Source organism: Paenibacillus senegalensis JC66, assembly GCF_000285515.1.
Lineage (GTDB): Bacteria > Bacillota > Bacilli > Paenibacillales > NBRC-103111 > Paenibacillus_L > Paenibacillus_L senegalensis.
This window is the reverse complement of sequence record NZ_HE610959.1, coordinates 660,222-682,598: the sequence shown is the minus strand read 5'-3', so window position 1 is coordinate 682,598 and position 22,377 is coordinate 660,222. Positions and strand designations below refer to the sequence as shown.

Annotated in this window: 20 protein-coding genes; 13 read left to right on the top strand and 7 right to left on the bottom strand. The window is 47.8% G+C overall.

Annotated features, from left to right (window positions below; all coding sequences use genetic code 11):
• The first annotated feature begins 38 nt into the window (after positions 1-38).
• The 7 genes from PSHG_RS15205 to PSHG_RS15175 all read left to right on the top strand — a co-directional run bounded on the left by PSHG_RS15205 (position 39) and on the right by PSHG_RS15175 (position 6,885).
• A complete protein-coding gene (locus tag PSHG_RS15205) occupies positions 39-1,046 on the top strand; it encodes an ABC transporter ATP-binding protein (protein WP_010274266.1) in 1,008 nt (335 codons plus the stop codon).
• Positions 1,043-2,131: an ABC transporter ATP-binding protein gene (locus tag PSHG_RS15200; RefSeq protein ID WP_010274264.1), complete on the top strand. Its 1,089-nt coding sequence runs from the start codon at positions 1,043-1,045 to the stop codon at positions 2,129-2,131. The genes PSHG_RS15205 and PSHG_RS15200 overlap by 4 nt, the downstream gene beginning before the upstream one ends.
• Before the next feature lie 209 nt (positions 2,132-2,340).
• A complete protein-coding gene (locus PSHG_RS15195; protein ID WP_010274261.1) occupies positions 2,341-3,006 on the top strand; it encodes a response regulator transcription factor in 666 nt (221 codons plus the stop codon).
• Positions 3,003-4,382 (top strand): sensor histidine kinase, encoded by a 1,380-nt coding sequence (locus PSHG_RS15190; protein WP_010274258.1) that lies wholly within the window; start codon positions 3,003-3,005, stop codon positions 4,380-4,382. Before PSHG_RS15195 ends, PSHG_RS15190 begins: the two co-directional genes overlap by 4 nt.
• Before the next feature lie 150 nt (positions 4,383-4,532).
• Positions 4,533-5,447 carry an ABC transporter ATP-binding protein gene (locus tag PSHG_RS15185; RefSeq protein WP_010274255.1) on the top strand — a complete coding sequence of 305 codons (915 nt, stop codon included), beginning with the start codon at positions 4,533-4,535 and terminating at the stop codon, positions 5,445-5,447.
• Positions 5,444-6,154 carry an ABC transporter permease gene (locus tag PSHG_RS15180; protein ID WP_010274254.1) on the top strand — a complete coding sequence of 237 codons (711 nt, stop codon included), beginning with the start codon at positions 5,444-5,446 and terminating at the stop codon, positions 6,152-6,154. The genes PSHG_RS15185 and PSHG_RS15180 overlap by 4 nt, the downstream gene beginning before the upstream one ends.
• Positions 6,154-6,885 carry an ABC transporter permease gene (locus tag PSHG_RS15175; protein WP_010274251.1) on the top strand — a complete coding sequence of 244 codons (732 nt, stop codon included), beginning with the start codon at positions 6,154-6,156 and terminating at the stop codon, positions 6,883-6,885. The genes PSHG_RS15180 and PSHG_RS15175 overlap by 1 nt, the downstream gene beginning before the upstream one ends.
• A 133-nt stretch (positions 6,886-7,018) precedes the next feature.
• On the opposite strand, the gene PSHG_RS15170 is transcribed toward PSHG_RS15175, so the two are convergent.
• Positions 7,019-7,552: a hypothetical protein gene (locus PSHG_RS15170; protein WP_010274249.1), complete on the bottom strand. Its 534-nt coding sequence runs from the start codon at positions 7,550-7,552 to the stop codon at positions 7,019-7,021.
• A 179-nt stretch (positions 7,553-7,731) separates the two neighbouring features.
• Between PSHG_RS15170 and PSHG_RS15165 the strand changes: the two genes are divergently transcribed.
• The 3 genes from PSHG_RS15165 (at position 7,732) to PSHG_RS27755 (ending at position 10,499) form a co-directional block, all read left to right on the top strand.
• Positions 7,732-8,325: an AAA family ATPase gene (locus PSHG_RS15165; protein ID WP_010274247.1), complete on the top strand. Its 594-nt coding sequence runs from the start codon at positions 7,732-7,734 to the stop codon at positions 8,323-8,325.
• A gap of 1 nt (position 8,326) precedes the next feature.
• On the top strand, positions 8,327-9,925 hold the full coding sequence (locus tag PSHG_RS15160; protein ID WP_010274245.1) for a serine hydrolase domain-containing protein: 1,599 nt from the start codon (positions 8,327-8,329) through the stop codon (positions 9,923-9,925).
• Positions 9,926-10,307: 382 nt separating this feature from the next.
• Entirely contained in the window at positions 10,308-10,499 is a 192-nt protein-coding gene (locus PSHG_RS27755) for a VOC family protein (protein ID WP_148497729.1), read from the top strand.
• Between the two features lie 5 nt (positions 10,500-10,504).
• Here the strand turns inward: PSHG_RS27755 and PSHG_RS15150 are convergent, their stop codons facing one another.
• Entirely contained in the window at positions 10,505-11,317 is an 813-nt protein-coding gene (locus PSHG_RS15150) for a helix-turn-helix transcriptional regulator (RefSeq protein ID WP_010274240.1), read from the bottom strand.
• Between the two features lie 214 nt (positions 11,318-11,531).
• Here PSHG_RS15150 and PSHG_RS15145 point away from each other — a divergent pair, with 214 nt between their 5' ends.
• Positions 11,532-12,044 (top strand): VOC family protein, encoded by a 513-nt coding sequence (locus PSHG_RS15145; RefSeq protein WP_010274238.1) that lies wholly within the window; start codon positions 11,532-11,534, stop codon positions 12,042-12,044.
• A 382-nt stretch (positions 12,045-12,426) separates the two neighbouring features.
• Here PSHG_RS15145 and PSHG_RS15140 read toward each other — a convergent pair whose 3' ends face one another.
• The 3 genes from PSHG_RS15140 to PSHG_RS15130 form a co-directional block, all read right to left on the bottom strand.
• Complete coding sequence (locus PSHG_RS15140) at positions 12,427-13,290, bottom strand: SDR family oxidoreductase (protein ID WP_010274233.1); 864 nt, start codon at positions 13,288-13,290, stop codon at positions 12,427-12,429.
• A 212-nt stretch (positions 13,291-13,502) separates the two neighbouring features.
• A complete protein-coding gene (locus PSHG_RS15135) occupies positions 13,503-13,922 on the bottom strand; it encodes an Rrf2 family transcriptional regulator (RefSeq protein ID WP_010274231.1) in 420 nt (139 codons plus the stop codon).
• Positions 13,923-14,011: 89 nt separating this feature from the next.
• The gene (locus PSHG_RS15130) at positions 14,012-14,449 is read right to left on the bottom strand and encodes an NUDIX domain-containing protein (protein ID WP_010274229.1); all 438 of its coding nucleotides are present in this window, start codon (positions 14,447-14,449) and stop codon (positions 14,012-14,014) included.
• A gap of 258 nt (positions 14,450-14,707) precedes the next feature.
• On the opposite strand from PSHG_RS15130, the gene PSHG_RS15125 reads away from it, so the two are divergent.
• Positions 14,708-15,274, top strand: a complete 567-nt coding sequence (locus PSHG_RS15125; protein WP_010274226.1) for a histidine phosphatase family protein — start codon at positions 14,708-14,710, stop codon at positions 15,272-15,274.
• 73 nt (positions 15,275-15,347) lie between these two features.
• Here the strand turns inward: PSHG_RS15125 and PSHG_RS15120 are convergent, their stop codons facing one another.
• A complete protein-coding gene (locus PSHG_RS15120; protein ID WP_010274223.1) occupies positions 15,348-15,770 on the bottom strand; it encodes a GNAT family N-acetyltransferase in 423 nt (140 codons plus the stop codon).
• 229 nt (positions 15,771-15,999) lie between these two features.
• The gene (locus tag PSHG_RS15115; RefSeq protein ID WP_010274221.1) at positions 16,000-19,572 is read right to left on the bottom strand and encodes an FIMAH domain-containing protein; all 3,573 of its coding nucleotides are present in this window, start codon (positions 19,570-19,572) and stop codon (positions 16,000-16,002) included.
• A 2,279-nt stretch (positions 19,573-21,851) separates the two neighbouring features.
• On the opposite strand from PSHG_RS15115, the gene PSHG_RS15110 reads away from it, so the two are divergent.
• On the top strand, positions 21,852-22,358 hold the full coding sequence (locus PSHG_RS15110; protein WP_010274220.1) for a glutathione peroxidase: 507 nt from the start codon (positions 21,852-21,854) through the stop codon (positions 22,356-22,358).
• Positions 22,359-22,377 lie beyond the last annotated feature (19 nt).

Here is a 22,377-nt window from a genome sequence, read left to right as displayed (position 1 = left end):
GAAACTTCCAGAAACGGCGAAATAAGGGGGAAAGAAAAGTGGTCAAGCAAGATACAATCTTGGAGATCAAGCAGCTTGCAACTTCGTTTTTTACCGAGGAAGGGGAAGTCAAGGCTGTTGACGGCATAGACTTAAAGGTGCTTAAAGGAAAGACATTAGGAATAGTTGGAGAGTCCGGTTCAGGAAAAAGTATTTTATCCCTATCCATCCTGCGCCTGATTTTTGAACCCGGTCGAATAGTGGGGGGAGAGATTAATTATAAGGGCGAGGATCTGCTTAAAAAGACGAATAGGCAGATGCGAAGTATACGCGGAAATCATATCTCCATGATTTTTCAAGAACCTATGACTTCTCTCAATCCGGTGTACACAGTGGGTGAGCAAATAGCTGAATCATTCCAAATTCATGAGAAGATGAACAAGAAGACGGCGCTGCGCAAGGCAGTTGATATATTGCGGCTGGTTGGCATTCCTTCGCCTGAAAAGCGAGTGCACCAGTATCCGTTCGAACTATCGGGGGGCATGCGGCAAAGAGTGATGATCGCCATTGCTCTTGCTTGTAACCCGGAGCTTCTTATTGCCGATGAGCCTACTACGGCATTAGACGTGACGATTCAGGCGCAAATTCTGGAGCTCATCAAGGATTTACAGAAGCAATTTCAGATGTCTGTCATGATTATCACTCATGACCTTGGTGTTGTAGCAGAAACCTGTGATGAGGTGGCCGTTATGTATTGCGGCAAGGTGGTCGAGTACGCCAGTGTCGACCAGCTGTTTTCCGCTCCCAAGCACCCTTATACCCAAGGACTTTTGAATTCGCTTCCCCGGCATGACGAGGATCAGGAGGAACTCGAGGCGATTAGAGGCACAGTACCCAATCCATTCGAGAGGGTAGAAGGCTGCCGGTTCGCTCCGCGCTGTCCGCATGCTATCCCTCTCTGCTTCGATCATCTTCCGGAGCTCGATCATGTTGACGGCCGTCATGAAGTGCGATGCTGGATTTACACTGACAAATGGGAAGCTAAACCGGAGGTGAGGGCGGAATGACGAATGAAGCTGTTAAAGAAGCGGGGATTTCCATCCCGGGGGAAAAAACACCTTTCAAATCCAAGGACCAGTGGAAGCTGGGGACTAAAGGCAAGGAGCTGCTAAGAGTCGATTCGTTAAAGATGTATTACCCGATCAAGGGAGGCTTTCTAGGCCGTACAGTAAACCATGTCAAAGCTGTGGATGATATCTCATTCACTATTTATGAAGGGGAGACCGTAAGCATTGTAGGAGAGTCGGGATGCGGCAAATCAACAACCGGCAGAGCAATTATGCGCTTGGAGGAACCGACCGCTGGCAGAGTTTGGTTTGAAGGAACGGATTTACTTAAGCTGACCAAGAAGCAAATGCTGAGGAAGCGGAGAGAGCTGCAAATGATCTTCCAGGACCCGTACGCTTCTTTGAATCCACGCAAAACTGCAGCACAGACACTGGAAGAGGCGCTGAAGATCCAACAAATCGTTCCTGCAGACAAGCGCAGAGAAAGAGCGATTGAACTTCTCGAAATGGTTGGCCTTGCTGCTTATCAGGCAGATCGATTCCCGCACGAATTTAGTGGAGGACAACGGCAGCGGATCGGCATTGCCCGGGCTTTATCGGTTAATCCAAAACTGGTTATATGCGATGAAGCTGTTTCCGCGTTGGATGTATCAATCCAGGCACAAGTGCTTAATTTGCTGAAAAAGCTGCAGAAGGAATTAAAATTAACTTATCTATTTATTTCCCATGATCTTGGCGTGGTTCGTCACATATCCAACCGCATTATAGTAATGTATCTGGGTAAAATAGTGGAAATAGCAGATAAGGCATCCCTGTTTAATGATGCTCAGCATCCGTATACGCAAGCTTTGCTGTCGGCTATCCCTTCTTTGAATCCCGCGAATAAGAAGGAAAGAACTATATTGAAAGGGGATATCCCTTCGCCAATCGATCCGCCTGGCGGCTGCCGCTTTCATACCCGTTGTCCATTTGCCCGGGACCGCTGCAAAACGGATACACCCGAGCTGAGGAAGGTCAAGGACCGTTCCTTTCATCTAGCAGCCTGCCATTTTATGGAGGAAATAGAGGCGGCCCGCTCTCGTTAATCACGACGGTAGCAAGGCTGCTTCCGAGCATTGACAGCTGTTCGATTATTCGCGACAATAATAAAGATTATAATACCAACTAAGGTGCATTCTCGAAATTCAGGGGATGTGCTCTTTCTTTTATTGCTGTCTTTTGCAGTTCGGAGCAGGTTAATTAGGTTTAAGGCTCTACATGGGCCATATGAATGACCGAGGAACGGTGAGAACTCATGAAACGAATCATTTATGTTGAAGATGAGAAGGACATTGGCGAGTGGGTCACCCGTGATTTGACAGAACGCGGCTATGAGGTCATTTGGTTAAAATCGGGTGAAGAAGTGGATCGGTACAGACATCAGGCGGATCTGCTAATCCTCGATGTGATGCTGCCTGGACTGGACGGTTTTTCAATTGGCAGACGGGTGAAGAAGCAAAATCCCGAGCTTCCGATTCTGATGCTGTCTGCCCGTACAGCCGTTGAGGATAAACTGGAGGGCTTGCAGTTCGCAGATGATTATTTGACGAAGCCCTTTCATCCGGATGAATTGTCCGCACGAATCGAAGTGCTGTTAAGACGTTTTCATACAAATGAGGAGGAAATGCTGCAGCTGCAGCATTTGACCATTCGTTTAAATGACCTGAGAATCGAGCATAACGGAGAAGAGATCCGGTTAACCGGGAAGCAGTACTATTTATTTGAGTATTTCCTGCGGAATTTGAACCGCATTTTGACTAAAGAGCACTTGTATGAAAATGTATGGGGAGAGCCGTACCTGGACGGAGATAAGACATTGATGGTGCACATTCGCTATCTTCGCGAAAAAATCGAGCTGGATCCAGCCCAGCCAACGATTATCGAAACGATCCGCGGGCTTGGCTATCGGATGAAGCGATGAAGTTTTGGAGATCACTGCAATTTAAATATATGCTGATTATCCTTATGGCATTGTTTTTAATCCAAGCCATTTATCTGGGTGTAGGCATTTTCTTTGTCATCGTTCAAAGCCTGGATAAGACGAGCTTGCCTCAGGATCAAATTTCAGCAGCAGCTATTGAGGAACAGTGGCATGAGCAGGCGGGTGAGCTGCAAGCGGCCTCACCTGATGGAATTCGCCGGCATTTTGCTGCCTGGAAAGAAGACTATAAGGAAGCGGCTATGTTCTGGGTGGATGCGCAAGGAGTGCTCGCAGAGCAATTGGATGCGGATCCGTCCTTGCCGCATCAATGGACGCCCTCTTTTACAGCCCAATTTATAAAAGAACGATACGGCGGTGATCCTTTTACGGTCATTGCCTTTGTCGGGGAACAGCAAACCGATGGTTTTGTCGTGCTGGAACTTCCGCGTTCCGTGCTGGCTCCCGTCCTGGTGCCGGTCTATGAACGATACGGCGCGGTGCTCATGGGCTCTGTTCTTCTGGTGCTGCTCTTGTTTTTGCTTATTTCCTTCATGTTCTTCCGCGGGATTCGCAAGCGCTTGCTGCTGCTGCAGGATGCTATGAAAATGCGGGACGCCAATCAATTACCGATTCAAATCCATGCAGATAAAATCGATGAGATTGGACAGCTTGAGCATACCTTTAACGAAATGGTGTTCGAGCTTAGGGAAAGCAAGGAGAGAGAGCAGCAGGAAGAGCAGCTGCGGCGAGAGCTGATAGCTAACCTTTCTCATGATTTGCGGACCCCGCTAACGAAGCTTAGGGCCAACACTTATTCTCTTACGAAGGAGCAGCTGACGCCGGAGGGAAGCCAGGCCGTACAAGCGATCGAGGCATCGATTGTGAGCATTGACCGGCTAATGGAGAATCTGATGGCTTACACGCTGCTTATGGCCAGCAAGCTGAACTATGAGCCAGAGCAAACGGATGTGCTGCGTCTTGTCAGAGAAGTCGTGGCCAGCTGGTACCCGGTGCTGGAGAAGGAAGGATTCGAGATCGTGGTTGATCTGCATCCCTTGAATCAGCCGATGTGGGAAATAGACAAGCAGTGGATGGAAAGAATTCTTGATAACCTGATCCAGAATGTGCTGCGTCACGCTCATTCCGGGCTGTTTCTGCAAGTGACCACAGAAATGCATGACGGTTATGATGCTGTGATTATTAAGGATAAAGGGCAGGGAGCTGACCTCGACTCAAGCGAAAAAGGGGCCGGCATCGGGCTATCCATTGTGGATAAAATGGTGAAGACAATGAATCTGGAATGGGTGATGCTCCCAAGCAAACAAGGAACGACCGTTAAGCTGATTAAAACTAAGCAGGGCGGTGTTCGATACTAAATAGTAAATAGAGCAGCGTTTAACATATGCTGAGAAAGGCAATGAGGCGGGAAGGCGTTACCTTCCCGTCTTTTTTTAAACAAATTTTAAACAAGCCCGGATCTCAATCTAACCTTCAATCTTTAAGATAGAGGATGAGGTGAGAGCATAATGGAATATGTTGTGGAAACCAACCGCTTATCCAAACGCTATGGCCGCGATTATGCGGTAAATCAACTAATGATGAAGGTTCCAAAAGGCTCCGTGTACGGATTTTTGGGGCCTAACGGTTCCGGCAAATCGAGCACAATCCGAATGCTGCTAGGTCTAGTTAAACCTACCGAGGGAACGGTTCGGATTTTCCAAGAGGACTTGAAGCAGTCACGGAAATCGATTTTAAGCAGAGTCGGTTCCTTGGTGGAGAATCCGTCCTACTATCCCCATCTAACCGCTCATGAAAATTTGGAAGTATGGAGAAAGCTGGTAAACGTCCCCAAGAAAAGAATCCATGAAGTGCTGGAGCTGGTTCAGTTATCCAATGTGGCAGGCAAAGCGGTGAAAGGCTTCTCTCTTGGGATGAAGCAGCGCCTCGGCATCGCTGCAGCCTTGCTGAACGAACCGGAGCTGTTGATCTTGGACGAGCCGACTAACGGCTTGGATCCGTCAGGCATTATCGAGATGAGAAACTTGATCAAACAGCTGGCTTCTGAAAACGGCATGACCATTCTGGTCTCCAGCCATTTGCTGGCGGAAATGGATCAAATGGCGACCACTGTTGGGATTGTAAGGAAAGGGCAAATGATTTTCCAGGATTCCATTCAAGCACTGCGGAAGCTGGCGCAAAATCAAGTTTCTCTGGCTGTAAGCGAAAGTAAAATGGCACGGCATGTCCTGCTATCTGCAGGAATTCAAGCCGATTGGAAAGAAGACAGACTCTATTTGGCGGACCGCTCTGATGCAGCCGTAGCTCAAGCTGTCCATACGCTCGTCATGAAGGGGCATTCGGTTTACCGGGTAGAGGAGGAGAAGAGAGCTTTAGAAACGATATTCCTGGATCTGATCGCGGCGGGGGAGGAAGCGGTATGATCAGACAGCTAATTGCCGCTGAATTTTATAAAGTGAGGCGTAAAGGGTTTTGGTTCCTGACCTTCCTTGGACCCTTTGGCGTGGTGGCGCTGCAAATGGTTAATTACGGGGTGCGAAAAGACTACTTACTGCAAATCAGTGACGATCATTGGCGCGATTACTTGGAAAATGTCAGCAGTTTTACTCCGCTGGCTTTAATATTAGGGATTGTCATTCTCACCTCTTTACTGGCCAGTGTAGAGGATGAAACGAATGCATGGAAGCAGATTATGGCTTTTCCTGTATCCAAGCTGAGTGTATATTTGGCGAAAATGTCCATGCTGCTGGGATTCCTTTTCCTATCCTGTATCTTGCTAACTTTATGGACTTGGGGCTACGGAGTGTTTTTACAGCTGGATGGACCGATCCCCTATGGGCTGATGCTGCAGCATGGGTTCTATCCCTTTTTTGCGGCCCTGCCTGTCCTTGCTCTGCATTTATGGCTAACTACGGTAAGCCGTAATCAGGGCCTTCCCATCACTATAGGCATTATGGGAGTCGTATTTGCTTTTATGCCGTATGCTCTTCCGGATTGGATGATCTGGAAGTGGCCATTATTGCAAAACGCCTGGCAGGAGCCTTTACTGAACGTTGGTCTCGGCTTGATAGCGGGAGCTGCTCTTTATTTGGCCGGGATGCTGGACTTTAAACGCAGGGATGTGAAATAATGTTCTCTATTATTCAAGCGGAATGGTATAAACTTCGCAAAACCAAAGGAATGCTTGTCTGGCTGGCAGGCCCTCTAGTCGGCTTAGCGATGGGGCTACTGAACGGTGGTATGGACTTGGACCCCGGTGTCAACGCCTGGTATTTGCAATTGGTCTACTCCAATATAGTCTATGCCCTCTTATTTTTGCCTTTGATCACGGCTGTTCTAGCCAGTCTCATTTGCAGGTATGAGCATCAGGCTGGCGGCTGGAAGCATCTGCTCGCTTTGCCAATAACCCGCGGTCAGTTGTTTGTGGCGAAATACAGCCTGCTGTTGTTCCTGGTATTCGTCATGCAAATCCTGTATATGGGGTCCATTTATTTGGCTGGAAAATTCAATGGCTTTGCCGATCCATTTCCTCTCGCTATCGTCTGGAAAAGCATATTTGGCGGCTGGGTAGCTGCCTTCCCGCTGCTTGCGCTGCAGCTGGGCCTGTCCATTTTGTTCAGGAGCTTCGCTATCCCCTTGGCGATTAATGTAATCTTTACCTTGCCGACCTTGCTGGTTGTTAACTCCAATAAAGTGGCGCCTTATTATCCGTGGGCGCAGCCTTTTTCCATGATGTACATTCGTGAGGGTGAGAGCAGCCTGTTCTATGTTCCCTGGGATCAATTATTGACTGTGGTAGGAGGCAGCTTCGTTCTGTTTTTCCTTGGAAGCTATCTGTACTTTCAAAGAAAGGCGGTATAGTGATGAGACAGCCAGTACCAGGGTTCAAGCAGGTGATAAAAGGATAGACGGGAGAAGTTCAGGATGGGAGGGTATTGCGGGAGAAGGGTATTCTCCCGGCCAGTTTTTAGACTCGGTGGTCTGGCATAGCCGGTTATTCATGATGTAAGACGACTGATGCTTCCGCCAGAAGGAGGGAGCTTATAGCGTCTTCTATCTTAATCGTAAATTGGCTGCTCCCGCCAAGAATCCTCCGGGGAATTTGCGACCAAAACACGATTCCGTGATTTACCGGCGACAAGATAACCTCGTCTTGTATCTCTCCCAGCTTCATTAACGCATTGCCCTCTCCCAAGATGACCCCGGAGCCTTCCTCGTTTATAAAAGTGATGCGGAGATTAGAATGAACATTTTTCAAGTCGAAAATTAGATGAACAGCCCGTTCGTCCAAGGAGTACGTAATGCTCCCATCGAGCAAACCGCTTTCTCTTTTCTCTACAGCGGTTGTGATGCCTTCCTGGACTTCTAAGCTTGCTTGCTCGGCTGGCAATACTATATAGGTGTCCGTCCTGTTCATCATCAGCTGTGCAGCTAATATGATAACCAACAACAGGGCGAGCGCCAAAGCTATAATCAGGGCGGCCAACAGGCATTGGTACTGTGTAAATCTTCTGCTTCTTCCGCTCATAAGTCCTCCTGTCTTTTTAAGGGATTAAATGATTTCTGTTTAATTTTCCGTTTCCTTAATCGGCTTTTTCCTATATAATCTTACAAAAAAACGATCCCCAGTAAATGACAATTCGGTAAAAGGAGCAGTTAGGCTGCTTAGCGGGGTTCGCGAGATTTACAGGATGAGGAGGGGGAGCATTGAAATTTATCCTATTGATCGGACCGCAGGCCGTTGGAAAAATGAGCGTTGGTCAGGAGCTTGCTGAATTAACGGGGTTTAAGCTTTTTCACAATCACATGAGTATAGACTTCGTCACCGCGTTGTTTAGCTACGGATCGCCTGAAGGGAAAAGGCTGATCCAACGGATCCGCCGAGCTGTGTTTGAGGAAGCAGCTCAGAGTGATTTGCCAGGTCTTATTTTTACCTTTGTATGGGCCTTTGACCGTCCCGAGGACTGGGAGTATGTAGAGGAAATTAGCAGCCTATTTGAAAAAGAAGGCAACGAGGTGTATTGGGTAGAACTGGAGGCGGATTTATCGATACGGCTAGAGCGAAATCAGACACCTAACCGCCTGGCTCACAAGCCGTCCAAACGGAATTTGGAATGGTCGGAGAGGGATTTGCAGGACACTATGAAGAAGTACAGGCTAAATTCCCGTCCGGGAGAGATTCAGAAGGAGCTGTATTTGCGTATCGACACCTCGGAACTGGAAGCGCGGGCAACAGCAGAGCAGATCATAGCTGCCTTTGGTTTTGCCAGACAAGAAACGGGGAAACGAGAGGAGTTATAGATTGGGAATCATAACAGATCTGCCTGACCATCACGGGCTGCCTTCGAAAGCATTAATTCAGTTCTTCAATCAGATTGAACAGCTCAACCTGCAGGTTAACACTTTCATGCTGCTTCAGAATGGCAGGGCCACGGCTCAGTTTTGGCGGCCTCCTTATCGCAAGGAGTGCCCGCAGCTGCTTTTTTCCCTGAGTAAAACCTTCACTTCGATAGCGGTCGGCATAGCAAGGGACAGGGGATGGCTCGAGTTAGAGGATCCGGTCATTTCTTTTTTCCCCGACAAGCTGCCTGAAACGATCAGTCCGAACTTGGCCAAAATGACCATACATCATCTCTTATGCATGAATGCGGGTCATCAGCATAATATTTATCCTTATGTAGAGAGGGAAGAGGATTGGGTAAAAGCTTTTCTGTCTCAAGACGTCGAGCATGAACCGGGGACTTATTACCGCTACAGCACACATTCTAGCTATATGCTGTCTGCCATTATAGAAAAGGTAACGGGGCAAAATCTGGTTGATTTTTTGATGCCCACCTTATTCGAGCCTCTGGACATCCCAAGACCGGCCTGGGAAACTTGTCCATTAGGAATTACGGCAGGGGGCATGGGCTTGAGCTTGCGTACTGAGGATATTGCGAAATTCGGGGTTATGCTTTTGAACAATGGAATGTATGAGGGTAACAGAATTGTGTCAGAGGACTACCTCAAAATGGCGACTGCGGAGCAAAGCGATAATCGTGCAGGTGCTTCAAGGATAGATTCAGCCCAGGGGTATGGCTATCAGATTCATTTGTGCAGGCGGGGCTGCTATCGGGGCGATGGAGCATTTGGCCAGTTATGCTTTGTGGCCCCAAAGGAAAATATAGTCGTTGCAGCCACTTCAAGCTTCAAATCCGGGGGTTGTTTGCAGACCCTGCTGAACCTGATTTTTGAGCATATTCTTGACCCTCTGGACAAAAGTGTAACCGTCCGTAAAAGTGCAACGGTACATGAAAGTACAACTGCACGTGAAAGTGCAACTGTACGTGAAGACTACATGGAGCTGCAGTCTTTGTTAGCTAAGATTGGCGGCAACCCTGCGGCTGCCCATGCTCCTTTTCCTGCAGAGCGTCCCGCCGAGCTGCCAATCCTTCATGATTACAGCTATAGGCTTCCGATGATAGCTCACAATAGCACTTATACAATGAGTCAAAATTCTGCCGGAATTAAAACGATCCGCTTCCTTTGTCGGGAAGATGGGGCGCGGAAGCTTCAATTGATCGGTCATGATCTTAATCGCATTATTCCATTTGACTTTTCTAAACCGGTACATACGAGGGATTTTTATCACAAAGATCTGTCTAAAACGTGGCAAGAGGTAGTCATTTATGCTTCGTTGAATAACGAAAGCACGCTAGTACTAACCCTTTATTATATTGAAACGCCATACGTGGTAACTTACACGTTCATATTTAAGGGACAAGCCGTAGAATTTCAATGCGATATCAATGTTTCGATGAATAATCAATCCATGAATCAGTCTGCATATAGCATAAACGGTCAGCGGAATACGGCAGTGCGCGATAAAATTCATATTCACCAAGTTGAACGGCAGGAGTGACGGCCATACTCCAGTACGTAATTGGCAGTAGGGAAAGAAGGATTCCTACTGCCTTTTTGTATGAGCTTAGAAAATGAGCAAAATAGTTGAGCGGAAGCATGAGCAAACGAGTAAGCGAAGTAGATGAGCGGAAGCATGAGCAAACGAGTAGGCGAAGTAGATGAGTGGACGCATGAGCAAACGAATGAGCGAGCTAGGAGCTGACGTTTCGCTGCTGGCGACAGTTGGTTGGCTGCTATGAAGAAGACTTCAATAGCAAGAGAAAAGAAATGTCCACTACGGCGGAGTGTTAAAATACGAGATGATACTGAATTCAAAAAGACCGTAGTTGGTTTCACATAGGGTGGCCAACAGATTGGGTCTCAAAGAAAGGTGGGCGCAAATGATAACTAAAGCTATTCAACTAACGATATTTGTAAAAGATCAGGAAGAAGCAAAAAAATTCTACACGGAGAAATTGGGATTTGTGGTCTGTATGGAGGTGGAGTTTGCACCAGGCTGGAATTATCTGACGGTGGCTCCAGCCAAGGACAATGAAACTATGCTGGAACTTTTTGCACTCAAACATGGTTAATCCCATTAACCGCCCGACTTATTTCTATATGCTGCAGGAGATTGACCAAGCACCGATTTGAAATCTTTAATGAAGTGGGCCTGGTCAAAATAGCCAAGCTGCACGGCGAGCTCTGCCCATTGAGCCGATTCGTCTTTTTCCAGCCGCTCCGCCGCTTCCTGGAGACGAAAGCGCTTGATCACCCACTTCGGTGTAACGCCGACATATTTGCGGAACAGGCGCTGCAGCTGGCGGGTGGAATGGCCGGAGCGCTCGCTGAGCTGCTCCACCTTAATGAGGTTGCGGTCGTTCATCGCTTCCTCTACAATACGAGCCGTCAGCTCTGCCTGTGCATCTTTCTGCGGCAGTCTTTCCAGCAAAGCGAGCTCTGCCTGTCGCGCCATCGCTGCATCATCGCCGGCGTCAAGTATCATATCCGTCCATTGGGAAAGACCGTTGCTGAATATTTCCGAAGCGGGGATCGTCAAGCCGGTCAATAGGGAAACGTCCCGCTGCCAAAACGGATAAAAGCCGCCCGCCCGAAACTTGACGCCCAGCACCCGCCCGGCACCTCGCAGCTCCCGAACAAATGGGCGTTTCGGGATCCCATACAGCAGTGAACGGCGTCCTTCCTCATCATCCTCGAAAGCCAAGTGAACGTTAGGATAAGACAACACTGTCTGTGTGTATGTTTCTCCCTCCGGCAGATTATAGCGGACAGCCCAATAATGCTCGATGAAAGGCTCGAGCAGCTTTCCCGGTACAATGCGGGACAGAGTAAATTTGTTTTGTCCGGAAGCTGCATGAACAATACCTCGTGTCGAGTCTTTAGCCTTCACGTTACAACCATCCTCCTGACAATCGCTATGCTGTCGCCTTTTTACAATACATCCGATCAGTAATCCTCTTATACTGGAGACTAGCAGACGCCAGCCGATTTAGCAATGCTGCTCATACAAAGATACCACTGGATTAGTGGATAACGCCGCTGCTGCATTGTCCGCCGGGATCATGCTTGATTTCACTATTAATTTTACCAGGGAGGAATCTGTAATGGCCAATGAACAAAAGCAATCAGGGGTAACCGGAAAATATACAACTGAGGGGAAACCAAATAGATATAGTACCTTAACGCCATTTATTGTTGTCAGCAACCCGGTCGCAGCTATTGCCTTTTACGAAAACGTATTTGGGGCAAAGGCGAAGAGTGTGACCGAGATGGGGGAAGAAGGCAGCAAAATGATCGTTCATGCCGATATCGATTTTGGCAACGGGTATCTGCAGCTGGGAGCCGCCAATCCTGCATATCATTTGATCCTCCCGCCAGGGGAAGGTAATGCATGCTATTCCCTAAGCATTTACGTCCCGGATGTTGACCGCACATTAGCTTTGGCGGTCGCTCATGGAGCTGCTGTCAGAGAGCCGGCTGCAAACTTTGTTTCAGGCGACCGGTACTGCAGTATTTTGGATCCGTTCGGAATTCGTTGGTCGATTATGACAAGAATTGAGGATATCTCTGAGGAAGAGAGCTTTCGCAGGGTAGAGGAATGGAGTAAGAGCTTTTAAGCTAGCCAACCTATGCTTATCTGGCAAATTATCTACAAAATTGCATGCTCAATAACAGGGCTTGACAACGCTATAGACACGGAGGGGAAGAGAGGAGCAGGAACATCCTGAAAAGTGGCGAACAAAAGACAGATTGGGAAGCGAGGACGGCAGGAGACATGCTGAAAATGCGGCTGCCCACCGTCTCTAACGCTGAACCTGGTACCGGGGGCTTCGTCGGTACGTCCTTTTGGACCCCCCCCCGAACTGCGAATTCGTCTCGTCACACGCAGGTAAGAAGCCCCCGTCCCGCAAGCGGCGCTTGGCCCAAAAGCATCAGTAAGCGGCCGCTTGGCCCTAAAACTTAAGTAAGCGTCTGCTTGGCAGCTGTCTTCGTTATGAATTAAGCGAGCTGCTGAACAATTTGACGAAGACCTTCCTCAACCGGGGTGGCCGGGCGGCCCAACAATTTTTCAAAGTCGCTGCTTTCTACTTCCAGAGTGCCTTCACGAATGCCTTGCTGGATGCCTACAAGTAAAGGGATAAGAAAATCAGGTACTCCCGCATTCTTCATCACCTCAGCGTATGCGGCGTCATCAACCTGCTGTACAGGTACTTCCTTACCGATTACGCTGGCCAGGGCAGAAGCCAGTTCTTCTTGAGTCAACAGCTTTCCGGACAATTCATAGATTGTATTATCGTGCCCGCTGCCGGACAACACGCGAGCTGCAGCTTCAGCATAATCTTGCTGCAAAGCCCAGCCTACCTTGCCGCTGCCTGCGGATGTTACCCACGGGGCGCCGGCGAGTACGCCTTGAATGCTGGAGGACTCGTTTTCCAAATACCAGTTGTTTCGCAGAAAAGAGTATGGGATGCCGGCTTGTTGGATAGCTTCCTCAGTAGCCTTGTGCGTTGGTGCCAGTAAGTTGCGGCTTTCTTTCGCTTTAGTAAGACTTGTATAAGCAATGAACTGTACTCCTGCGTCTTTTGCTGCTGCTACAGCATGACCGTGCTGCCGGATCCGGGTATCGTTATCCCCATCGGTAGAAATAATCAATAAGCGGTCAATTCCGGCAAACGCTTTTTTCAATGTTTCCGGGTGATCGAAGTCTCCATGACGAACATCAACGCCGCGCTGCTTTAAGCCTTCTGCTTTTTCCGGATTGCGGACACTAACCGCCAACTGATCGGCAGGTACAGTGTTTAGCAGAATGTCTACGACTTTCGAGCCTAATTTACCTGTTGCTCCGGTAACCAACATTTTCATAGCATGTTCCTCCTAATTTTTGTAATTAGTATGTGGGCAAGCGAGTTATCTGATGCATTGCAGCATTTCCCTAAAAAGCAATAGTGGTGATATAGCGATTATCCAGTATAATCTTTTGGTTATTCCTTATTTAGTTGTGACTTGTTTGGTTACAACTAAAGTGGATACAACAACCCCAGAAATCTGGTCGACGTATGTTCACAAAGCAGCAGCTACTTCTCAAATTGCTGAATTAGCTGCTGAAGCGTTGTCTGCTCAAGCCTGTTCTCCATGGCAGATTGAGCCGCTTGCAACTGGCATTGCAGAGCCTTCTCGATATTCCTTCCGACAGGACAATTAATATTGGGATTATCATGCATCCGGAATAATTGATTCTCTTCCGTAACATTAACCGCGCGGTAAATGTCAAGAAGTGAAATTTCGCCAGGCTCCTTGAGCAGCCTCGCTCCGCCGACCCCCGGCCGAACATCCACTAAACCGGCTTTTTTGAGCATGCTCATAATTCTGCGGATGACCACGGGGTTAGTATTGACGCTGCCTGCTATAAAGTCCCCTGTGCATTCCTGCGGACTAACTGCGATCAGGGACAACGTATGCACGGCAATAGAAAAGCGTGTACTGATCTGCTTCAAGTATATCACCACCGTTGTATCCATTATAGTTACAACAATTCGTTGTGTCAATTCTGCCTGTCTGACTATGCCGCTGGAAGTCCGTTTTTTTACATATTGCTAACCCACATCGGCTGCTGCTTTTGCAGCACCTCCGGTATCATTTCTTGTACGAGATAAGGCAGCACATCATACTTTCGGAGATTATCCAGCGTAGGTTCCAGCCAAAAAAATTCTAAATGAGATTCCAAAGCTTCAGGATTTCTGCCGGATGTCAGTTCAGAGCACTTGACCTCGAATAAATGGTTGATTTCACAGTAATTTTTTTCCTTGATTCCGAATTCGACGACACCCATAAAACGCACAATCTCGCAGGAACCAACGCCGAGCTCTTCTTGGAGCTCTCTTTTGAGAGCGGATTGCGCACCTTCACCGCGCTCAATTTCTCCTCCCGGCAAAAAAGAGTGGGCCCCTTTCATCCGCGCAATTAACAGCTTCTCCTGATCCAGAATCAAAGCTCTGGTCACATGGCGAAACGTTACCCCCATTCCTTTGCCTCCTTTTATCCATTCGGATTAACTTAGTAGTATGCTAGCTGCCGACTCTTACCCTAGCTATCGACTGATCTCTAACTTTGAAGTATGCTAACTGCTGAACTCTAAGATATTCTGCTGCGGGCCTTCATTTCCTGCAATCTTAATAAAAGAATTGTTGGTAAAAAGTCAGGGCTTGCTTAGAACCTTAGTTATAGCTTACTTAGAGCCTTAGTCAAAATTAGTCAGCACAAAAGGAAGGGAAAGATCGTAATGAAAACAATCTATTTGGTACGGCACTGTAAAGCAGAAGGGCAGGCCCCCGCAGCCCGATTAACCTCTATCGGTACCCGGCAGGCTGAGGAGCTGGCGGAATTTTTCACAGATAAACAGGTGGATGCAATTATAGCCAGTCCCTATGAGCGGGCTCATTCAAGCATAAAGCCGACAGCCAACCGGCTTGGCCTAACGATTAGCCTGGAGGAGAGGCTGAAGGAGCGTGTGTTGGCAGAGAAAGATTTGGCCGATTGGCTGGACAAGCTGCGCGCGACTTATGATGATTTGGATATATGCTACGAAGGCGGAGAATCCAGCCGCACAGCTATGAACCGGGCTGTTCGCGTTGTCCAGGAAGCTCTGGCCAGCCAGAGCCAAAGCATTATCCTCGTCTCGCATGGGAATTTGCTCTCGCTTCTCTTGAAGCACTTCGATTCCAGAATTGGGTTTAAGGAATGGTCAGATATGAGCAATCCGGATGTGTTTGAACTAACATTTTCTATAGCAGATCGGAGTACGCTTACCGATTTCTCACCAAGTATAAAGAGAATCTGGGCAGGCTAGATTTTACTGGATCAGCAGGATCGCCAAACCGCCAATCGGCTTAATTCCCACGTTTTATGAATGCCGGAAAAGGCTATGTATTTTTGGAATAAGTAAAAAAATCATTTCGTTTCTGCCAGCCCTGGGAGGACCAGAAGCGGTTTCCGGTTTCATTATCTGCAAGCACGAAAATGTGGCATTTCTCAATGCCCGCTTCGCGCAAGCCTGCTAACCCCAAGCGCACCAGCTGCTTGCCGATTTGCTGATGCCGATACATCGGATCAACTGCGACATGGTACATAAATCCTCTTCTTCCATCATGTCCGCACATCATCGTACCGGCGATTTTTTCGCTAGACTCGCATACGAAGCTTAATCCAGGGTTTCTAACCAGGAATTCAGCTACTCCTTCTCTGGAATCAGCTTGACTCAACACGAGCCCCGGAATCTTCTGCCAAAGTTCTATCATCTGCTCGTAATCCTCAATAGTCATTTCTCTATATTGCATATATTGCATGGGTTCCCAGGCTCCCTTCGAGTGGATATTGAATAATAATACATTCTAAAGAATAAAAATTCAATTTAATTTTACTTCTCGCCGGAAATCCATTTCAATATAGAAACGAGAAAAAAAGAGGATGAAATCTAGGCGGCTTGTTATCGTTGTATGACAAAAAGACCAAATTCCCGCCACGCTGCAGCGCAGAATTTGGTCTTTTCCAAGTGATCAATTAACAAAATGAAATTTATCTGTCAGTCCACTGCTCTCGCAGAAGTGTCGCTTTCTGCTCAATGGCTTGCTTGGCTGCAGGAGTTATAAAGGATTGCATGCCCTGGTTATGCATTTGAATAAAGAATTTATCCAGATGATCCAAAGCCTGAGTAAGGCGTCCGTTCTTTTCATGGCGGGCGGCTTGTGTCAGACGGTTGCTTAATTGCCGGTAGAGCGGAGTTTGCAGCTCCCCCATATTGTAGTAATGATCCAGCAAGTGCTGCAGGCCGTTGGCATCAACATTCTCCGCCGCTTCTACTGTGAAGGCCAATGGCAGTGATTGCACCGTCACATCGTGCAGGCTGACCTCGGCTAGCAAGTCTGCTTGCCCGGGTGATAGTGCAATTGCCGCACCATCCTCGACTGAAAGGACGGAAGCATTTGTGCTCCGCAGCTCAATTTGCAGATCCTTGTAAGCTGTTAAGCTTTTGCCATTGTCCAGCCGGATATCTAATGTTAATTGGGCGCGCTGGCCAGCTTGAAGGGTCGTATGTTCGGCTGATAGAATGACATCTGACAGCTGCAGGACCAAATCTTCGTGAGTATATTTCCACAGATCACTGACGCTGCTGCGGAAATAGAAGTGGCCAAATTCATCCTGGGCCAAGTACCGGGCATCATTAATCGTATTGGTGAGCAGGGTGTACTGCTTGGTGCCGGCGTCAATTTTGAAAAAACGGCCCATTGATGTACCGTACACATTCCCGTCCGTACCAACGTCCATGTTGGCATCACCCCATATTGTATCCCCATAATGGACAGAGAAAAGTTGCGAGCTGTAGAGTACCGAATATGTCTTAGGATCGAGAATAAACAATACACCTTCCGCTATACCCCAAATATTATTGTCTGGTCCGACAATCAAACCGGTGACGGCCCGTTTGCCAGATACCGGTGTCAGTTCGGTTATTTTGGTTTTGGTTGCCACATCCCAGACGAACAGCTTGCCTTCCTGTTCGGTTGGAGATTCACCTAGCCCTCCCCAAATCGAGGTGCCGCCAAAAACTTTGCCATCCAGATAGGCGAGAGATACGACACTCTGGTTGTGGACGATATTTTTCTCCATATGATCTAATTGACCAGAGCCAAGGTCATAAATGGCCAAAGCTCCTTCATGCTTGCCGTAGGCAGCCACCGTACCGATGAATAGCTTGTTTTCTTCCTCTACACCCAGCATTCCGAACGGGCGGTCCTGGTCATAAGCCGACAAATCCAATACCGTTCTCGGATTGCCGCTGCCCCAAGGTAAAGCAGTATCGAATTCCACTACTCTGGCTCCAGGGTAAACACCGAAGTAGAGCTTATCTCCCGCTGAAGTGATCGCTTCCGGCTGGCTGATACCGGAGAAGCCATGAATGCTGGCGGTTATCGGGTTATAGGCGGAAGCCCCGCCGAGATAGCCCCCGCTATAAATATTACCGTCCGGGCCTTTGGCAAGGGTACGGATTTCATTAGGCTGACCAGGTACCGCAATAAGGGAAGCTTCATAATGACCGTCCTGCAAATTGTATTTTGCTATGCTGCCACCAAGCCACATAACAAGGGATAGACCGGGAAATGCCGGATCGTCCAGGTCAATCAAAGTAATATCACGCGGGTAGGCGTTTGTTTGCAAATTGACAAGAGCATCTGATGCGTGGGTGGCAAGGTCGAAAACTTTGAGATGATTGTCAGCCAAATAATAGATCTTATCTTCTTCCGGCGATGCAGCGACCCTTTGTCTGGCCTGGGACTCCTCATATACAACCTCGCCTGTATGTTTATTCATAATAAACAGGACGGTCGATTTCTCCAGATAAACAGCCAAGTAATCCCCAACAACATTCACGCTCATCGGATAAGAACTGTCTTCGTAGCTGGCAGGCAGTATATCTGTCTTTGTTCCGGTGTTCAGATCATAACGGATCAAATGCGTCGTCGTTCCCACTCCTACGTACAATACATTTTCCTCTGCGTCGTAATCCAGACTTCTGGCGTATAGCTCTCCTTGCACCATAGGACCGTGATCCGTAAAGCTATCCGTACTCGTATCAAATTCAATGACGTTGCCTTCGGGGTAAGCTCCTATAAATAGCTTGCCGTCAGGTCCTTTTTTGATATCCCATATATGAGTCACACCTTGGGGGCGGCCCACGGATTCAACGTAAGAATCTCCGGGGGTATAACGATACAGCTGTCCATTGCGGGATCCGCCGATATAGACTTTCCCGTCATGACCGGTTTCCATCGCCCATGCAGTAGAAGCTCCAGGCAAATCCAGCATTCGCTCCACTTCCCCGGTTTCCATATTGATAACTGCTAGCTTGGCAGGCTCTCCATTGACCGCAACGTGCATATAGAGAGTCCCGGAGCTGTCTCTTGCAAAGCTTGCGCTTGGTGAAACAGCCCGGGTAATTTGAGTCCCTAAGTTCGTAAAGACCCCGAAGTTAGAGGGCTGGAATTGGACTAGATGAATATCGTCTACATAACCAAAGGCAGTTCCCGCTATAGTGGAATAGACAAGGACTGTAGCGTGTACAGCATCGGCAGGTGCTTCGTAAGAAAGGGACAGCGGAGCCCAGTCATCTTTATGTTCATCCGTAGTAAATACGGAGTAGTTGCCGATCCTTACGCCATTCTGGTCATAGTATCTCAAATAGAGGCCGATCCGCCCTTCTGGGGCCAGAACCATGGCGTTTGCTTCGTAAATCTCACCCGGGGTAATTGGAATAAAGGAAGATTCAAGTGCAGCCGGATGTTCGCTGCTTGGGTCATTAACTTTTAAACTATACTGTCCTTCAAAGGCGGGAATTTCATCGGTAATCTCCAAATAGGCCGGGTTTCCGATGACTGTCCAGCCGGGAATAGCACCATCCGAGGTTAGCGGCAGCTCGAATCCTCCGTTGTGCAGCATATTATCGGATGTCTCAGGCACAGCTACCCACAGCTGTACTTCATCGAAGTATGCCTTGGCCACGTTGGATGTAAAGCCCCAGAACAAAATGGTGGCATAGCGAGCATTTGCCGGTGCCTGATAATGCTCGATGGACATCGTTCCCCATTCCTCAAGAGGGGAAGTGAAATCAGTGCTGCGCTGGTCAATTCTGACATGATTTTCATCATAAAATCTGACATACAGTCCCGGCCGGTTCACCTCCTGCAGTGGAGCCGAGACTCCGTTAGCCGCCATCACCTGCAGATCTTCCTCGGTAAAGGGCTCCAAATAGGTCTCAACGCTGACCGTATAAATATCATTGGGGGAAACCGGAATATAATCACTCTCAAGTCCGTAACTACTGGCCGATAAATCGAGCAGCTTTAAGCTGGTAAAGCCCTCTTTATATACAGAATCAGAAATCGTAAAAGCATTGCGCGATAAGGGGCTTGTAAAGTTCCACCCGGGAATTTCTCCCTGATCAAGAGGGTCTTCAAAACCTGCATTCAGAAGCGGGACTTCCTCATAATTGACTGCAGCTGAGCTTGTTTGAGGCACGAGATAAGGGCTAAGTATTCCCAAGCATAAGACGAGCAAAAGCAGTTTTGGCAAGCGCAACGAAGCGGTTTTCAAAGTTCTCATCTCCTTTTTGTTTACTAGTCGGTTCTCTCTGCTATCCACATTGGTTTTCAAGTATAAAACGTATAAGCGCATTAATTAAAATAATGACTATTGGATGAATAATAGATTGGATGAATAATAGAAATTAATCAAGTTCCGACTATTATTCAAAAGAAATAGAAACTATCCAATAGACGAACCCTACAGGAATAATCTCAAAGGAAGCGACCAGTGGAAGCTCCCAGGGAAACGGATCCAATAGGTTTTTAAAGCGCTTACATTTCTATTCTCATTCTACCAATCCGCAAAAAAATAAAAATGCACTTAATTATATAAATTGTGTACTTAAGGCAGATTACGCAAAGGTTGGTCAGGGGGCAGAAGAAGGCTGTTTGTAGTTGTTGCTGCTGTTTACAGGTCGTTCACAGCTCGTTTGGCTGCTTGTTTGAATTGTAACGCTCGCAGTGGTCCCTATTTGAATAAAATCAGGGGTCAAAAACGGTCTTTTCCGCTAAATAAGAGCTATAGCGAGCGTTAGCGCGGGACGCCTCTTGATCATGCTAGTTCAGAGAGACATATCCTCAACAGTTGAATCTGAGTCATTTCAGGTTCACTTTCTGCACCCCTGCAATTATTTAAATCATGCTAGCAAACCACAACCACAACTACTACCACAACCACAAACCACAAACCACAAACCACAAACCACAAACTACCCTATGGTGTTTTTCTCATATTTTTGGACTTGATACCGATTGCAGCACTTGTTTCTCGATCCTGCTCGCAGCTAATATTATAATAGTGTAGGAGAAACTTACGAATTTTACGGCTTAATCTGGCTAAAACTTATTTTTGCTGAAGTACGACTTGGACTATGTAGTTTACAATTGTTTTAATGAAATGCGACTTGAGGTATGTTCACTGCCATTGATTTAATGAGGAACGAAGAGATATTTATATTACAGGTGAAGTTTCGATGACCACAAGGAGTAGAAGTAGAACCCAAGGGAGTGAGAGGGAAAAGGGGAAGGGAATAAGAGAATAGAAAGGGAGAAGAGGCTATGAGAAAGGGCAGTGGAAGGGAAGGGCAAAGAAAGGGGAAAGGTTAGGTAAGGGTAAGGGCTAGAGCTAGAGCAGAGGCAAGAATAAGTGTAGAAGACAAGGACAAAAGATAATTTTCTGTGAAAATAAAACGCCCCACATGATGAGCAATCTCGGGTTATCGGCTTTAATCACATAACTTGCTAAGAAATTTCGTCTGAAACACTGGCTGCAGCTCCTTAAACCCCGGCATTTGTACGGACTCAACTCTTTGACCCCGGTATTTGTACGATTTGTCATACAAATCTCGGGCAATCGCCCTTCATCCCATGCATTTGTACGATTTGTCATACAAATCTTGGGTAATCTCCCTTTAATCCCCTGTATTTGTACGACGTTTCATACAAATCACCGGTAATTGCCCTTCAACCTCATGCTTTTGTACGACATTTCGTACAAAATGCAGGAAGCAAGCCAAGCCCGCGAACCCCGCCATCCATGGCTAGTTGCATGCCGGAGTTGTGCCAGAACTGGAGGAGACATGACTGTTTTCATATGGATGTCTCATCAAGGGGATAACTTTTATTTGAAGGCTGACGGTTCATTGAGAATGATAGTTGGATTTGAAGGCTGACGGTTCACTGAGCATGATAGTTGGGATAGAGACTGCAGTTGGGGGGCCTTTTTTTCACACACTGTGTCTCCGGTAGCGTCTTGGCTTGTGTTTGGGAAAAGGGTTCGGGACTGCATTGCGCCCGGATCCGGCAAGGGTTCCGGACTGCGTTTAGGACGCATTTCGGCTTGCAGGCGCGGCTGCAGCCCGATTCGAATTGTAACGCTTGCAGCGGTCCTTATTTTGCTTCAGATAGCGGTTTTTCTGGCTAATTGTCACAAATAAGAGCGAGGAGGAGCTTTAGAAATAAAAAGCCTGTCTTTTCTGGCAAATAAGAGCAAGGGCGAGCGTTAGCGTGGAACGTCTCGCGATCCCCACGGGTGCTTGCGCGGCTTTTGCGAGGCCTAACGCGTACCTCCCCCAGCTCGTGCTTGCTTGTCCCGCACGCATCTCACGCGAGACCACTCGCGGAACCTCGCGAGCCCTTGCGTATACCTCGCGATCCCCACGGGTGTTTGCGCGGCTTTTGCGTACATCGCGTACATCATGACATCATGAGCCTGGTGGCCGACGAGGGTACCCGCAAGAATATTGATAGCCTCATTCTATAAACCAAGAAGCTGAGGAGGGATTAGCTGTGTCTGTTTACAATTTTCAGGTAGAGACCATCAAAGGAGAAAAACAGAGCATGTCGGAGTACCAGGGCGATGTGCTGCTAATTGTCAACACGGCCACCAAGTGCGGATTCGCTAGGCAGTTCGAGAGTCTGCAGGAACTTCATGACCGGTATAAAGATCGCGGTTTTGCTGTGCTAGGCTTTCCTTGCGGACAGTTTGCGAATCAGGAGCCCGGACACGACGCGGAGATTGAGCAGGCATGTCAGCTTAATTTTGGTGTAAGCTTTCCGCTTTTCTCGAAAATTGACGTCAAGGGTCCACAAGCTGATCCTTTGTTTGAGTACTTAACAAATGAAGCAAGAGGGATTCTTGGCTCCAAAGCGATCAAATGGAATTTTACCAAATTCCTGGTGGACCGCAGCGGCAAGGTCATCCGCCGTTTCGCTCCCGCAGATGACCCCGCCCGCATTGCGCCGCATATTGAAAAGCTATTGGAGCAAAGGCCGGGTTCACCCGTACATTCTTGACATGGATTCAGCGTTCATA

Coding starts and splice junctions, on each gene's coding strand:
- PSHG_RS15200 (WP_010274264.1), top strand. CDS start 1,043: ATGACGAATGAAGCTGTTAAAGAAGCGGGGATTTCCATCCCGGGGGAA.
- PSHG_RS15195 (WP_010274261.1), top strand. CDS start 2,341: ATGAAACGAATCATTTATGTTGAAGATGAGAAGGACATTGGCGAGTGG.
- PSHG_RS15190 (WP_010274258.1), top strand. CDS start 3,003: ATGAAGTTTTGGAGATCACTGCAATTTAAATATATGCTGATTATCCTT.
- PSHG_RS15185 (WP_010274255.1), top strand. CDS start 4,533: ATGGAATATGTTGTGGAAACCAACCGCTTATCCAAACGCTATGGCCGC.
- PSHG_RS15180 (WP_010274254.1), top strand. CDS start 5,444: ATGATCAGACAGCTAATTGCCGCTGAATTTTATAAAGTGAGGCGTAAA.
- PSHG_RS15175 (WP_010274251.1), top strand. CDS start 6,154: ATGTTCTCTATTATTCAAGCGGAATGGTATAAACTTCGCAAAACCAAA.
- PSHG_RS15170 (WP_010274249.1), bottom strand. CDS start 7,552: ATGAGCGGAAGAAGCAGAAGATTTACACAGTACCAATGCCTGTTGGCC.
- PSHG_RS27755 (WP_148497729.1), top strand. CDS start 10,308: ATGATAACTAAAGCTATTCAACTAACGATATTTGTAAAAGATCAGGAA.
- PSHG_RS15145 (WP_010274238.1), top strand. CDS start 11,532: ATGGCCAATGAACAAAAGCAATCAGGGGTAACCGGAAAATATACAACT.
- PSHG_RS15140 (WP_010274233.1), bottom strand. CDS start 13,290: ATGAAAATGTTGGTTACCGGAGCAACAGGTAAATTAGGCTCGAAAGTC.
- PSHG_RS15130 (WP_010274229.1), bottom strand. CDS start 14,449: ATGGGGGTAACGTTTCGCCATGTGACCAGAGCTTTGATTCTGGATCAG.
- PSHG_RS15125 (WP_010274226.1), top strand. CDS start 14,708: ATGAAAACAATCTATTTGGTACGGCACTGTAAAGCAGAAGGGCAGGCC.
- PSHG_RS15120 (WP_010274223.1), bottom strand. CDS start 15,770: ATGCAATATATGCAATATAGAGAAATGACTATTGAGGATTACGAGCAG.